The sequence below is a fragment of the Streptomyces blattellae genome (assembly GCF_009709555.1).
Lineage (GTDB): Bacteria > Actinomycetota > Actinomycetes > Streptomycetales > Streptomycetaceae > Streptomyces > Streptomyces blattellae.
The window spans coordinates 179,901-193,676 of the sequence record NZ_WJBG01000161.1; the positions used below are offsets into that span (position 1 = coordinate 179,901).

General features: G+C 72.3%; 12 protein-coding genes and 1 tRNA gene. 4 read left to right on the forward strand and 9 right to left on the reverse strand.

Going from position 1 to position 13,776, the window contains the following annotated elements:
- Positions 1 to 166 precede the first annotated feature (166 nt).
- From GFH49_RS20230 to GFH49_RS20240, 3 genes are all read left to right on the forward strand, one after another.
- Positions 167 to 1,708: an aldehyde dehydrogenase family protein gene (locus GFH49_RS20230; RefSeq protein ID WP_155057493.1), complete on the forward strand. Its 1,542-nt coding sequence runs from the start codon at positions 167 to 169 to the stop codon at positions 1,706 to 1,708.
- 157 nt (positions 1,709 to 1,865) lie between these two features.
- Positions 1,866 to 1,950, forward strand: a tRNA-Leu gene (locus GFH49_RS20235).
- 275 nt (positions 1,951 to 2,225) lie between these two features.
- Complete coding sequence (locus GFH49_RS20240; RefSeq protein ID WP_155057494.1) at positions 2,226 to 3,116, forward strand: universal stress protein; 891 nt, start codon at positions 2,226 to 2,228, stop codon at positions 3,114 to 3,116.
- A gap of 92 nt (positions 3,117 to 3,208) precedes the next feature.
- Here the strand turns inward: GFH49_RS20240 and GFH49_RS20245 are convergent, their stop codons facing one another.
- The 9 genes from GFH49_RS20245 to GFH49_RS20285 form a co-directional block, all read right to left on the reverse strand.
- Positions 3,209 to 4,234 (reverse strand): 6-phosphofructokinase, encoded by a 1,026-nt coding sequence (locus GFH49_RS20245; RefSeq protein WP_155057495.1) that lies wholly within the window; start codon positions 4,232 to 4,234, stop codon positions 3,209 to 3,211.
- A 270-nt stretch (positions 4,235 to 4,504) separates the two neighbouring features.
- Entirely contained in the window at positions 4,505 to 4,696 is a 192-nt protein-coding gene (locus tag GFH49_RS20250; RefSeq protein ID WP_155057496.1) for a hypothetical protein, read from the reverse strand.
- Between the two features lie 22 nt (positions 4,697 to 4,718).
- A complete protein-coding gene (locus tag GFH49_RS20255; protein ID WP_155057497.1) occupies positions 4,719 to 5,933 on the reverse strand; it encodes a beta-ketoacyl-[acyl-carrier-protein] synthase family protein in 1,215 nt (404 codons plus the stop codon).
- Positions 5,930 to 6,196, reverse strand: a complete 267-nt coding sequence (locus tag GFH49_RS20260) for an acyl carrier protein (protein WP_155057498.1) — start codon at positions 6,194 to 6,196, stop codon at positions 5,930 to 5,932. Before GFH49_RS20260 ends, GFH49_RS20255 begins: the two co-directional genes overlap by 4 nt.
- Positions 6,169 to 7,278, reverse strand: a complete 1,110-nt coding sequence (locus GFH49_RS20265; protein WP_155057499.1) for a beta-ketoacyl-ACP synthase III — start codon at positions 7,276 to 7,278, stop codon at positions 6,169 to 6,171. The genes GFH49_RS20260 and GFH49_RS20265 overlap by 28 nt, the downstream gene beginning before the upstream one ends.
- 32 nt (positions 7,279 to 7,310) lie before the next feature.
- The gene (locus GFH49_RS20270; RefSeq protein WP_155057500.1) at positions 7,311 to 8,153 is read right to left on the reverse strand and encodes an SDR family NAD(P)-dependent oxidoreductase; all 843 of its coding nucleotides are present in this window, start codon (positions 8,151 to 8,153) and stop codon (positions 7,311 to 7,313) included.
- The gene (locus tag GFH49_RS20275) at positions 8,150 to 9,220 is read right to left on the reverse strand and encodes a 3-oxoacyl-ACP synthase III family protein (protein ID WP_155057501.1); all 1,071 of its coding nucleotides are present in this window, start codon (positions 9,218 to 9,220) and stop codon (positions 8,150 to 8,152) included. Before GFH49_RS20275 ends, GFH49_RS20270 begins: the two co-directional genes overlap by 4 nt.
- Positions 9,217 to 11,070, reverse strand: a complete 1,854-nt coding sequence (locus GFH49_RS20280; protein ID WP_155057502.1) for an acyl-CoA dehydrogenase family protein — start codon at positions 11,068 to 11,070, stop codon at positions 9,217 to 9,219. The genes GFH49_RS20275 and GFH49_RS20280 overlap by 4 nt, the downstream gene beginning before the upstream one ends.
- 30 nt (positions 11,071 to 11,100) lie before the next feature.
- On the reverse strand, positions 11,101 to 12,093 hold the full coding sequence (locus tag GFH49_RS20285) for an acyltransferase domain-containing protein (protein ID WP_230396387.1): 993 nt from the start codon (positions 12,091 to 12,093) through the stop codon (positions 11,101 to 11,103).
- A 251-nt stretch (positions 12,094 to 12,344) separates the two neighbouring features.
- Between GFH49_RS20285 and GFH49_RS20290 the strand changes: the two genes are divergently transcribed.
- Positions 12,345 to 13,736 (forward strand): NsdA family TPR-like regulatory protein, encoded by a 1,392-nt coding sequence (locus GFH49_RS20290; protein WP_230396388.1) that lies wholly within the window; start codon positions 12,345 to 12,347, stop codon positions 13,734 to 13,736.
- The last annotated feature ends 40 nt before the right edge of the window (positions 13,737 to 13,776 follow it).

Here is a 13,776-nt window from a genome sequence, read left to right on the forward strand (position 1 = left end):
CACTGCGGTTGCGAAGCGCCCCGAAGGGGCGCGGGGAACTGCGCGATCAGCCACGATGGCGCCGCAGACGACCGATGGCACATCGCGGCACTTCCAGCGGAGCGCTTAGCGTCCTCCGCAGCCATGTCCTACCGCCCCCGACTGTGCACCGAGAGCGGAGCAACCGATGGCAACCACCCTCACCCTCAAATCAGGCACCTCCTGGACCGACGCCTGGCAGCGCTGCCTGACCGCCGCCCCCGAGGCCTTCCGGGACGACCGCGTCCTCAACCTCTGGCACTCCACCTGGCAGGCGGACGGCCGGGCCCTGCCCGCCACCAGCCCCGTCGACGGCAGCCCGATCGCCGGCCCGCCACGCCTCGACCGCACCACCGCCCACCAGGCCGTACGCGCCTCACTCGACCAGCATCGCGCCTGGCGCCACATCCCCCTGGGCGAACGGTGCGCCCGCGTCGCCGCCACCCTCGACGCGCTCACCGCACACCGCGAACTGCTCGCGCTCCTGCTCGTCTGGGAGATCGGCAAGCCGTGGCGGCTCGCGCAGGCGGACGTCGACCGGGCGATCGACGGGGTGCGCTGGTACGTCGACGGCATCGAGCCGATGGTCGAGGGCCGCGCCCCGCTGGACGGCCCGGTATCCAACATCGCGAGCTGGAACTACCCGATGAGCGTGCTCGTTCACGCAGTACTGGTACAGGCCCTGGCGGGCAACGCGGTCATCGCCAAGACCCCGACCGACGGCGGTGTCGCCTGTCTGACCCTGGCCTGTGCGCTCGCCGCCCGCGAAGGGATTCCCGTCACCCTCGTCAGCGGCAGCGGGGGCGAGCTGTCCGAGGCGCTGGTGCGGGCGCCCGAGGTCGGCTGCGTCTCCTTCGTCGGAGGCCGCGACACCGGCGCCGCCGTGGCCACCGCCGTCGCCGACCTCGGCAAGCGGCACGTACTCGAACAGGAAGGACTCAACACCTGGGGCATCTGGAACTACTCGGACTGGGACGCACTCACGGCCGTCGTCCCCAAGCTCTTCGACTACGGCAAGCAGCGCTGCACGGCGTACCCGCGCTTCGTCGTCCAGCGTGAGCTGTTCGACGACTTCCTGGCGGCCTACCTCCCGGCGGTCCGCACCCTGCGGATCGGCCACCCGCTCGCGGTCGAACAGCGGGACGACCCGTACCCGCGGCTGGACTTCGGCCCGCTGATCAACGCCGCCAAGTCCAAGGAACTGCAGGACCAGGTCGCCGAGGCCGTCGACCGCGGCGCCGTACCGCTGCACCGCGGCAAGCTGTCCGACGCACGCTTCCTGCCCGGCCAGGACACGGCGGCGTACGTCCATCCGGTCACGCTCCTCAACCCGCCCCCGTCCTCGCCGCTGCACCATGCGGAACCGTTCGGCCCGGTCGACACCATCGTCCTCGTCGACACGGAGGCGGAGCTGCTGGCCGCGATGAACGCCTCGAACGGCGCGCTGGTGGCCACGCTGTCCACGGACGACCGGGCGACCTTCGACCGTCTCGCCCCCCAGATCCGCGCCTTCAAGGTCGGCCACGGCAAACCCCGCTCCCGCGGCGACCGAGATGAACTCTTCGGCGGCTTCGGCGCGTCCTGGCGGGGCGCGTTCGTCGGCGGTGAGCTGCTGGTGCGTGCGGTGACGCAAGGGTCGACGGGGGAGCGGCTGCCCGGGAACTTCCCGGAGTACCAGCTCATACCGTAACCGAACAGCCACCCAAGGTGAGATGCCCGGCAGGGGTGCGCCCCCGCCCTCCGGCCAGGTCTCACACCGCGGATATGCAGGTGAAGGGCACTGCGAAACCTTGGTATTGTTGTCCGTGTCGCCCGGGGAACACCCCCGTCAAGGCGGCAGACACCTAGTCCGGGTGGCGGAATGGCAGACGCGCTAGCTTGAGGTGCTAGTGCCCTTTATCGGGCGTGGGGGTTCAAGTCCCCCCTCGGACACTGACCGTATCCCCGACTTGTGCGGGTCGAGCTGAGCCTCGGCCCGCACGAGCTGTTTTGCGGGGTCGTAGGTGAGTTCGAGGCCGAGGGTCCGGTAGCCGAAGGACCTCGCCGGCCCCTGTCAGTGGGACGCGGACCGTCGCGCCGGGGGCGTCCCGGGCTTGATCAGCGCGTTGCGCCGGAGCTTCCTGGTGCTCACCGTGGAACAGTGGAAGAGGGGTCGGAACGGGCGCGTGCGTTCCTGTTCCGGCGCGCGGCGGGCGAAGGAGGACGTGATGAGTCACCCTGTGCTGGCGGGTATCGACGGATCCGAACGCAGCCTGGCCGCAGCGGACTGGGCAGCACGGGAGGCGGAGATCCGCGGTGTTCCGCTGCGACTCGTGCAGGCCTCGCCACCGCTTCCGGGCGATGTCGTCCCGGACTCGGCCGCGCAAACGCTGCACCACGTGGGCGAGCGAATGCTCCAGCGGGCGATCATCGAGCTCAGCTCTCGCCACCCGGAGCTCGAAGTGCGGAGTGAGCAGGTCGCCGACGCCCCGGACATGGCACTCCTTGCCGCGGCACGCAGCGCCGGCGTCCTCGTGACCGGTGCACGGGGTTCTGGCGGTTTCGACGGACTGGCTGTCGGCTCGGTGGCCCTTCGGACGGCGGCGGCAGCCGTTTGCCCCGTCGTGCTCGTACCCGAAAAGCCGGCCGGGGTCCTCGGGGACGGGACGTGGGGAGCACACGCTCCTGCCCAGGTCGTGGTGGGTTTCGACGCACACCGTCCGGCCGGCGAGGTCGCGGACTTCGCGTTCACCGCCGCCGAGGCGCGCGGGGCGCTTCTGCGGGTGGTACAGGCATGGGCGTTTCCCGCCGAGGCCGTCTCTCCGCAGACGCTGTTCGTGACGGAGGAGGACCGTGCCACCTGGGAGGATCAGGAGGTCCTGGGTCTGTCCGACGGCCTGCGCCCGTGGCAGGAGAAGCATCCGGCGGTGACGATCCGCGCCGAGGTCGTCCTGCTCCACCCCGCGCGGGCGCTTCTGAACGCGTCCCGGGACGCGGACCTGCTGGTCGTGGGCCGCCGCACCGACCCGCAGGCGGCCGAGGGCCGACTGGGGCCGGTGACCCACGCTGTACTGCACCACGCGCGCTGTCCGGTGGCGGTCGTGCCGCACGACGGCTGACGGTGGCGAGGATCAGCCGAAGAACACGACAATCAGCCGAAGAACACGAGGATCAGCCGAAGAACACGACAATCAGCCGAAGAACACGAGGATCAGCCGAAGAACACCTCGAACTCGTCGTACAGCGATGGATCCACCAACTTGGTCCTCCCCCTGGTACCGGCAAGGGGAACACGGACGATCTGGGTGCCGTGCAGAGCCATCATCGTGCCGAAGTCGCCGTCCTTGACCGCGTCGACGGCGTGCAGCCCGAAGCGTGTGGCCAGCCACCGGTCGAAGGCGCTCGGCGTGCCCCCGCGCTGGATGTGACCGAGGACCGTGGTGCGGGCATCCGTGCCGGTGCGTTCCTCGATCTCCTGGGCGAGCCACTCGCCGATGCCGGACAGTCGCACGTGGCCGTACTCGTCCAGCGACTGGTCCTTGAGGACCATCTGCCCCTCCTTGGGGGTGGCTCCCTCGGCCGCCACGACGATCGGCGCATAGTTGATCTTGAAGCGGTTCTTCACCCATGTGCAGACCTGGTCGATGTCGAACGGCCGTTCAGGGACGAGGATCACGTTGGCGCCGCCCGCCACGCCGGCGTGCAGGGCGATCCACCCGGAGTGCCGCCCCATCACCTCCACCACCAGGGTGCGCATATGTGACTCGGCGGTGGTGTGGAGACGGTCGATGGCCTCCGTCGCGATGCCGACGGCCGTGTCGAAGCCGAAGGTGTAGTCGGTGCCGGGCACGTCGTTGTCGATGGTCTTCGGTACGCCGACCAGATGGACCCCCTGACGGCTCAGCTCGGTCGCTGCCCCGAGGGTGTCCTCGCCGCCGATCACGACGAGTGCGTCGACCTGGTGCGTGGCAAGGGTGTCCTGAATGCGCCGCAGGCCGTCCTCGTGCTTGAACGGATTGGTCCGGGAGGAACCGAGGATGGTTCCTCCGCGCGGGAGGATCCCCCGCACGCTGGAGATGTCCAGGGGCGCGACATCGCCCTGGAGCGCACCGCGCCAGCCGTCCCGCAGGCCGACGAAATCGAAGCCGTACGTCTGGACGCCCTTGCGGACGACGCTGCGGATCACGGCGTTGAGCCCGGGACAGTCGCCGCCGCCGGTCAGCACTCCGACCTTCATGGCTCCTCCTCTCCTGCACGGTGTGACGTCAGCGGACGTCTCGTCCGGCGGCAGTCAGCCTTGGAGTGTCTTGAGGATGGTGACGGTGCGGCGCCTGGTGCGCCGCGGAACTCCTTCGCGGTCGCGTTCCCCGAGCCTTCTTCACGGGTGTGACATCGGGGAGCCGGGTGGCTCTCTTTCCAGCATGAGCGACACAGGCCGCGTCGGCGACCCGCCTGGGGCAGTGGCCGGCACGGGGGTACCGGATGCCTTCGATCACTTGAGGTGGCATCAGCGCTTCTCGTCGGCCGCCGTGAGCGTGGCGCGGGCGGCGCCGAGGCGGCGGGCGACGACGTCGCAGGGCAGTAGCGGTACGCCGACTCCGTATGCCGCCGCGAAGTGCGCACCGACGCCCGTACGTCCGAGGACGCAGCGCGCCCGCGCCCGCGCACGCGGCGCGCGGGGCATCGGTCTGTGCCGCACGCGGCACATGTTCGCCCCCGGATCAGGCGGCCGTGAAGGCGAGCACGGTGTTGTGTCCGCCGAAGCCGAGGGAGTGGCTGAGGGCGAGGTGGACGGGGTGACGGCGGCTTGTCCCGCTGACGATGTCGATGCCGGAGGTGGTGTCGTCCGGTGTCGTGAAATTGGCGGTGGGCGGAGCCGTTCCATGGGTGATGCCGGTGACCGTGAGGGCCGCCTCGATGGCCCCGGCGGCGCCCATGGTGTGTCCGAGGACCCCTTTGGCCGAGGTGACCGTGGGGTGCCGGTGCGGGTAGAGGTCGCGGATCACGGTGGCTTCCACGGTGTCGTTGAGCGGGGTGCTGGTGCCGTGGGCGTTGATGTGGTCGACATCGCCGGCGGCGGCTCCCGCCATGGCCAGAGCGGTCCGGGTCGCGGCCCGCAGCCCGGCCCCCTCGGGGTGCGGCGCCGTGGGGTGGTGTGCGTCGCTCGTGCTGCCGTGCCCTGCCAGGAGGGCGAGCGGCCGGGCGGCGCGGGCGTCGGCGTGCCGTCTGCGTTCCAGTACGAGCATGCCGGACCCCTCGCCGAGGACGAAGCCGTCGCGGTCCTTGTCGAACGGGCGTGAGGCCCGGCCGGGGTCGTGTCCGCGCCGGGACAGGGCGCCCATCTTGGCGAACGCGGTGGCGCACAGGGGTGTGACCATGGCGTCGGTGCCACCCGTGACGGCGATGTCGCAGGCCCCTGCCCGCAGCAGCAGGCAGGCCGTGATGAGGGCCGTGGCTCCTGAGGCGCAGGCGGTGGAGGTCTGCAAGGAGGGGCCGGTGACGCCGAGTTCGAGGGCGAGGTGGCCGGCGGCCATGTTGGGCAGGAAGGCGGGCAGCGTCATGGGGGAGAGCGCCCCGGGACCGGTGGTGAGCAGCTTGTGGTGCTGGGTTTCGAGGGTGTCGATGCCGCCGGCCGCGGTGCCGACCACCACCGCCACTCGGGCGGGGTCCCAGTCGGCCGGATCCAGCCGGGCGGAGGCGAGAGCTTCTCTGGCGGCGGTCAGCAGGAAGCGTGTGCTGCGGTCGAAGCGCCACAGGCGGCCCCGCCCGGGTTCCGAAGGCGGTACCCGGCAGGCCAGGTTCACGGGTGCGCCGGTCAGGGCAGGGTCGGTGCGCGCGGTCGGCCGTCCCGCGCGGACTGCTTCCCAGGTGGCCGCGGTGCCGATACCGCCCGCCGTCACCAGGCCGATGCCGGTGACGGCGATCTCGTCGTTCACGGTGTCGTCGTCTCGCGGCTCCGGCCGGCTTCGTCGAGGAGCCCGGCCACCGAGCGGGCCACTTCGCCGACGGTGAGGCCGGCGGTGGCGGTGGAGTCGTCGAGCGGGATCTTCCACTCCTCCTGGAGGGTGACGAAGAGTTCCACCACGGCGAGGGAGTCCAGGTCCAGGTCGCCGAGGGTGGTGTCGGGGCCGATGCGGTCGGGGGCGACCTCGAACTTGTCGCCGAGGAGGGTCACGAGGTGGTCGTAGACGTGGTCCACGAGTGGCTCCTTGAGAGGTCGGAGGTGTGCAGGGCGGTGGTGTCCGGGGCGGTGGGCGGTGCCGTGGTCCTGGGTGCGCAGGATGGCCAGGTGAGCGCGATGGACGCCCAGGTGAGTCCGCCGCCGAAGGCGGTGAGCAAGGAGCGTTCGCCCGGTGTGACCGCCTGGTGCACGGTGGGGTCGGCCAGGACGAGGGGGATGGAAGCGGCGGCGGTGTTTCCGACGTCGTGGATGTTGCCGTACTGCTGCGCCGGCGCGATACCGAGACGGTCGCCGACGGAGTCCAGAATGCGCTGGTTGGCCTGGTGGCCGATGAAGGCCCGTACCGTCCGCGGTGCCCAGCCAGCCTGATCCAGTGCGATGGTGGCGGACCGGGTCATGCGGCGGACGGCATGGGCGTAGACGGCGCGGCCCTGCATGTGGAAGTAGTGCGCGTCCGCAGTCGGCGAGGGCCGGTGGCGGGGGTGGCGGGAACCGCCGCCGGGGATCGTGATGAGGTCGCTGCCGCTGCCGTCGGCACCGAGGTCGCTGGAGACGACGGCTCCCGGCTGGTCACGGGTGCCTGGGCGCAGCAGGACGGCTCCGGCTCCGTCGCCGAAGATGGGGGCAGCCGTCCGGTCCGAGGGGTTGACGATGGTGGTGTAGGTGTCGGCCCCGATCACCAGGGGTGTTGTGCAGGCGCCGCCGCGCACCAGGGCGGTGGCGGTGGCCAGCGCGTAGAGGAACCCCGAGCACACGGCGGAGACGTCGAAGGCGGGGACGGTTCCGAGGCCGAGGCGGTGGGCGACGGCGGGGGCGGTGGCCGGGCAGGGATGGTCGGGCGTGCCGGTGGCCAGCAGCACCATGTCGGGCTGTGGACCGCCCGCGGATTCCAGAGCCGCCCGGCCGGCGCCGACCGCCAGGTCACCGGTGCTGGTGCCGGGATCGGCGTGGCGGCGCCGCGCGATGCCGGTGCGGTCGCGGATCCAGGCGTCGTCCGTGCGCAGGGCACCGCGTGCGATGACCGCGTCGTTGTCGACGACGCGGGGCGGAAGGCAGGCGCCGATACCCGTGATGACCGCGGTGGGCTCACCGGGGCTCATGACGTTCCCTTTCGTAGGAGCGGGCCGGTGGGTCACACGGCGGCGAAGGGTGAGGGGGGCTTGGGGTGACCGGCCAGGCCACCGTCCGGTACCGCGAGCCCGCCGTCGACGACCAGGGCGTGCCCGGTCACGAACGACGAGGCCGGGGAGGCGAGGAAGAGCGCGGCGCCGACCACCTCGTCGGCGGTGGCCCAACGGCCCAGCGGGACATGGCTGGTGAGCCAGTCCGAAAGAGGCCCGGTCTCGCTGGCGAAGGCCGTCATGTCCGTACGGGTCCAGCCGGGGCACAGGGCGTTGACCCGGATTCCCTGGCGGGCCCAGCCGACGGCGAGGCTGCGGGTGAGGGAGAGCTGGGCGGCCTTGGTGGCGGCGTATGCCTCCATCATGGGGGTGCCGACGAGTCCGGCGACGGAGGACATCAGGACCAGGCTGGCGCGCTCCGACTCGGCCAGGTGCGGGTGGGCGGCCCGGCACAGTGCGGCCGTGGCGTTGAGGTTGACGGCGATGACCGCGTCCCAGTGCCGCTGGTCGGCGTGTTGCAGCGGTGCCAGCAGTGGGGTGCCGTCCGCCGCCGTGGGCAGGGTGCCCGCGTTGTGCACGATGACGTCGAGGCCGCCCAGCGCGGAGGCGGCCCGGCCGACCAGGCCGGCGGCGGTACCCGGCGCGGCGAGGTCTCCGTCGAGGGCCACGGCCTTGCGGCCCCGGTCGTCCACCGCCCGTACGGTGCTGTCGAGCGCGGGCAGGGTGCGTGCGGTGACGGCCAGGTCGCAGCCCGCGTCGGCGAGGCCCTCGGCGACGGCCTTGCCGATGCCCCGGGAGGCACCGGTCACCAGCGCGCGGGCGCCGTCCAGGCGGAACAGGTCAACAGCGTTCATCGAAGGGCCCTTTCGGACGGCGACTCGGAGACGGGAAACGGAGAGGCGGCGGACACAGAGGTGATCGCGCGGGCTCCGCTCCAGGTGAGCAGTGCGCTGCCCCAGGTCATGCCGGCGCCGAACACGGCGATCAGGACGCGGTCGCGGGGCCGCAGGCCGTTCCGCTCGGCTGCGGCTGCGAGGGCGTACGGAGTGCTGGCGGCGCCGATGTTGCCGACCTCGTCACCGACGACGACCAGTCGGCCGGCGGGGATGCCGAGTTCGGCGCCGAGGCGCCTCAGCAGTACGGGGTTGGGCTGGTGGGCGACGACGCACGCGACATCCCGGACGTCCAGTCCGCCGCGGTCGAGGCTGTCGGTGATCAGCTCCGGGAAGACGTCGGTGATGAAACGGCCGATGACCCGGCCGTCCATATGGATGCAGTGGCTTCGGTCGGTGAGCGTCTCCGCGCTCGCCGGGAGGCGGCTGCCGCCGGCCGGGATCAGTACGCGGTCGGCGAGTGCCCCGTCGGAGCCGAGAGCGAAGTGCGTGAATCCCTCGGAGTCGTCCACCGGCCCCAGCACGGTCGCGGCCGCTCCGTCGGCGAACAGCACCGCCGTGCCCCGGTCCGCCGGATCGGTGAACTTGGAGTACGCCTCGACGCCCACCACCACCGCGTACCGGATTTCCGGGCTGCCGCGCAGCCAGTCGTGCGCGACCTTGGCCGCGAACAGCCAGCCCGAGCAGGCCGCGCTGACGTCGAGGGCGACGGCGCCCGTAGCGCCGGTCAGCGCCTGGATCCGGCATGCGGTCGAGGGCCCGAGTTCGTCGGGAGTGGAGGTGGCGCAGACCAGCAGGCCGATGTCGGTGACGTCGATGTCCGCGGCCTCGGCGGCCGACCGGACCGCGTGCGCGGCCAGGTCCGAGGCCGCCTCGTCGGGACCCGCCACGTGGCGTTTGAGAACACCGGTGCGTTCACTGATCCACTCGGCGGTCACTCCGGCCTCGCGTGCGACCTCGGCGTTGGTGCGGACGGTGGGCGGCAGGTGGGTCCCCATGCCCAGGACTCCGATGCGGCGGCCGGTCATGCCGTTTCCCTTCGGGTCCAGGTCAGCGTGGCATCCAGGGCGGTGTTGTAGTCCGTCGCGGCCAGGGGCGCCGCCGCGATGTCGCCGGGGTGGGCGAAGACTTCCGTCAGCAGCGGCAGGTGCGGCAGGACCGCGTCGCACAGCCGGTCGGCGACGGCGGGCAGGGCTTCGACATCCTCGGGCCGGAGCGTTCCCACGGTGAGCAGAGGTCCGGACCAGCGGTGGGCGGCCGTGACGCCGTGCAGGGCGGCCAGCGGTTCGAGGATTTCGGCGAGGGCGGCATCGCGCGTCCCGTCGAGGGTGCGTGCCAGGTCTCCGGCCACGAGCCGGGTCGCATAGGTCTCGCCGAGCAGACCGGCCTCCTCCAGCAGCGGGTTCCACACGTCGAACGGCGACGCGGCGCCCGCGTCGCGCCGACGGGCCAGGCGACGGGTCAGCACCTCCTGGTGCCGGCGCAGGACGGCGGGCCACCACCGGGGTGAGGTGACGGGCGGATCGGCGGCCGGGGGAGGCACCGCGGCGACGGGTCCCTGTTCGACCAGGGCGCGTCCGATGTCGTAGAGGATGAGCTGGCTGTCGCCGCCGGCCGCCTCGAAAGCGTGGTGGAAGCCGAGATAGGCGGCGAGCCGGTTCACGTCCAGGTGGCCGGAGAAGCCGCAGCGGCGCTGGCAGTCGGCGGTGACCCGGGCCGCCATGCGCACGGCGACGGCCTTGTACGCGGCCAGCGGCCGGCTGACGGCAGCCCAGGGCGTGAAGCCCATCGCCGCACCGCCCTCGGACTCCGCAGGGGCTGAGAGCGACTCGGTCCACACCTCCCGAGCACCACGCGCCGCGCAGGTGAGGGCGAACGCGTCGGCCAGCCCACCCAGCACCACGCGCTGCTGGGCCCGGTACGCGAGCAGGGGCACGCCGGGGGCCAGCCGCCCCTGGGTCCGCCGCTGTCGCGCGTAGTTGACGGCCTGCGCGGCGGACTGCCGGGAGGTGGCCGCGGCGATCGCCGGCATGCTCGCCCACAGGCCCTGACCCACGCGCAGGGTGCGCTGCAGACGTACTTCGTGTGATCCGGCGGGATCGTGGAACGTGCCGTCGCCGCCGATGCGGGCGCCGTCGGAGAGCCAGTGGACGTAGGGGACCCGGACGCGGTGAAACCGTACCTGGACGTAGTCGAGGGGCAGGGCGCCCAGACGGAGCGGCGAAGACACCTCGATGCCGGGCCGCAGACCCTCGTCACCGGTGAGTGCGACCACGAAGGCGAAGACCCCGCGGTCGGCTCCCGAGGTGAACAGGCGGGCGAGAACGACCCCCGTCTGCGGGACGTCCAGTGTTCCCGCGCCGGCGAACTTGGCGGCGAGCGGATCGGGCGTGTGCAGGACGAACCCGCCGCCGGCCGGATCGAAGTCGGCCCGGGTACGCGTGGCGAGATGGCTGTTGGCCTGGCCCACCTCGGTGATCAGGTAGACGCCCTTGGCCCGCCCGGACCTCAGCGCCGCCATCTCGGGGGCCAGTCGGCCGGGTTCATCGGAGAGACGGGCCAGGGAACCCAGGCAGAGCACGTAGTGGACCAGGGCCGCCAGGCACAGCGGAGGGTCGGCGACCGCGGCCCAGGCGTGCGCGGCGGCCAGTCGGGCGGGGTCGGCGAACGGGTCGTGGCCCGGGGGCAGCACCTCACCCAACGCGCCCAGACGGCGCAGCAAGTGCCCGCCCCGGCTGGTGCCGGCCTCCGGGACGTCCGGCCGGGCGCCGTCGGCGAGCGCCTTGTGCAGCGCGGACGGGAAGGAGGGTTCGCAGGGGCCGTAGAGGAGCTGGTGTAACTCGTCGCGGGCGGCTGAGGACAGGGACGCGGGGAGCATCAGGGATTCTCCAGGGCGTAAGTGGGGTCGTCACCAGGGGAAGTCGGGTACCGCGAGCGGAGCGTGCACGGGTGGTGGGTGCACGGGTGGTGGGTGCACGGGCGGTGCGTGCACGGGTGGTGCGGCGGTACCGGCGAGCACCTGGCGGGCGCTGCGTGCCAGGGCGTCGCCCGTGCCCGCCTCGAACAGGGCGTCCGGCCGCAGTTCAGCGACCTGACGCAGCACCGCGGGCACCACGGCCGGCCGGATGAGGCAGTCGGCCAGGCGTGCGGCCACATCGTCCTCGGGGCGGTAACAGCGCCCCGCGACGGCCGAATAGACCGGGCAGCGTGCGGCCGAACGGGCATACGTCCGCAGGGACTCGGCGAACGCCTTTGCCGCGGAGCCGAGTTGGGGGTGGTGCGAGGAGAACGGCAGGCGCAGGCGTACCGCTGTCACACCGGTGTCCACTGCCGACTTCTCCACGCGGGCCAGTTCAGTCACGGGGCCGGAGACCACCACGGACCGGTCGTCATTGACGACGGCCACCACCGCGCCGCCCGCTCCCGACCCCTGAAGCAGACGGTGTGCCTCCTGCTCGGAACAGGACAGCAGGGTCAGGCCGCCGGGGCAGCAGGCCAGGACGAGCGCCAGGTCATGCGCCGCGCGTGCGCCGTCGCCGACGCTGAGCACCCCGGCGGCTGTCAGCGCCGCGATCTCACCGAAACTGACCCCCACCACCGCCGTCGGTGGTCCGTACGACCGGCACAGAGCCCGGTGCACGGCGAGGGACGCGCCGAACAGAGCCAGCTGCGCGGTACCCGTGGGCTCGTGCGCCAGCTCCCGGCCACTGGGCGGCTGCGCCCCGAGCAGCCGGGGACGGAGCGCGGTCAACCCCCGCTCCGCCGCCACGTCGTCGATCCGCTCGAAGACCTCCTCGACGGCCGATCGCACACCGCCGCCGGCGCGGACAGCACGGACGAGAGTGCTGACGGAGAAGTCTCCCTGACCGGGGAACAGATGGACGGTACGCCGAGGGACCACCGGATGATCAGGTCCGCGTACCGGGCTGACGCGCATGTCATCCCTTCGTTCGCACGGTGCCGCAGCACAGGGGGCGCAAGGCGGCTGCGATGCGCCTCCGCTGCGCACTGGGCACGGGCGTGACGGCGTCGCACTCTGATCCTGCACGGGGGCAAGCGCTTTCGCTGCCGTGGTGAGGGGCGAACGCGTTGAACACATACGGACGTTGAACGTTCGTACTGCCGCGAGAACGAAGGGGACAGGGATGAACCGTGCGATCGCCTCGTACACCGAACCAGGCCCTGCGCGCCCTCCTGGCCGAGACCGGATGGAGCGGGGCTCAGCTGGCTCGCGCGGTCAACGCGCTCGGAGCCGTGCAGGGCACCGTGCTGCGCTACGACCGCTCCAGCGTGGCCCACTGGCTGGCCGGCAGCCGCCCCCACCACCCCGTTCCCTCCCTTGTCGCGGAAGTCCTCTCCCGGCGTCTCGGCAGACCCGTCCAGGTGCACGACACCGGGCTGATCCGCCCCGGGCAGTGGGACTCGGGGGCGGGCGGGCCGCCCGTCGAAGGGAGCGCCGTGGAACGCCTCGACGACGTGCTGCGGGACATCGACCGGCGAGGTGTCGCACTCATGGGTGCCTACTCCCTGGCGGCGCTGGCCGTTCCGCACGGACCGCCTGCCGCCGGCCGGGCTCCGCTCTCCGCCTTCGACGCGTCGATGCCGCCCGGCATGGAGCAGGTGGCGTCCGCCCGGCAACTGCTCGCGCTCTTCTCCCGCGGTGACGCCGCCTTCGGGGCCGGAGCGGTGCGGGAGCCGCTGCGCCGGTACCTCTCCGCCACGCTGCTCCCCTGGCTGCGGAGCGACATGAGGCCGGCCGTCCGGCGCGAGCTGTTCACCGTCGCCGCCCAGCTCACCTACCTCTGCGCGTTCACCCACTTCGACATGAACCACCATGCCGCGGCGCAGCGCCTCTACCTCACCAGCGTGGAACTGGCCCGTGAGGCCGGCGACATGATCGGACACGCGCTCGCCCTGCGCGGGCTGAGCGTACAGGCCCACGCGCTCGGGCACTTCACCGAAGCCCTGGACCTCGCGGAGCACGCCGTACGAACGGGCGCACGCCACGCTCCACCGCACCAACGCGCCTTTTTGCACGGCCAACTGGCCGTCGCTCAGGCCGGTCGCGGTGACCCGCATCCCATCCGCCAGCTCACGTTGGCCGAGCGCTGTCTGGAGAGGTCGTCGAGCCGCTCCTCTCCGGTCGGCGCCTTCCACCCCGGCTCGCTGGCACTCCAGCACGCGGCGGTGGCCAGGAGCCACGGCGACCATCGGGCGGCCGCCCGAGCGCTCGACGCGTCACTGCGGCACCGCCCCGCCGACGAACGCCGGTCCCGCGGCCTCAGCCTCGCGGAACTCGCCGAAACCCAACTGGCCATCGGCCACATGGAGCAGGCTTGCCGGACATGGCATGAATTCCTCGACGTCCATCCGGTCATCCACAGTGCCCGTGCCGACGACCGCCTGCGCATCCTGACGGCAAGGCTCCGCCCGTATGCCACGAATCCGGCCGCCGCGGCCCTCCTCAGACGGGCGGGCGCACTGCCGGGCGGACCGTCTGCCGCCGCCGTGAAGCGGGACGGCCCGGGAACTCGTGCCTCCTGAGCGTGCGGCGCCCGCGCCCCGGCACCCATTGGCCTATCGG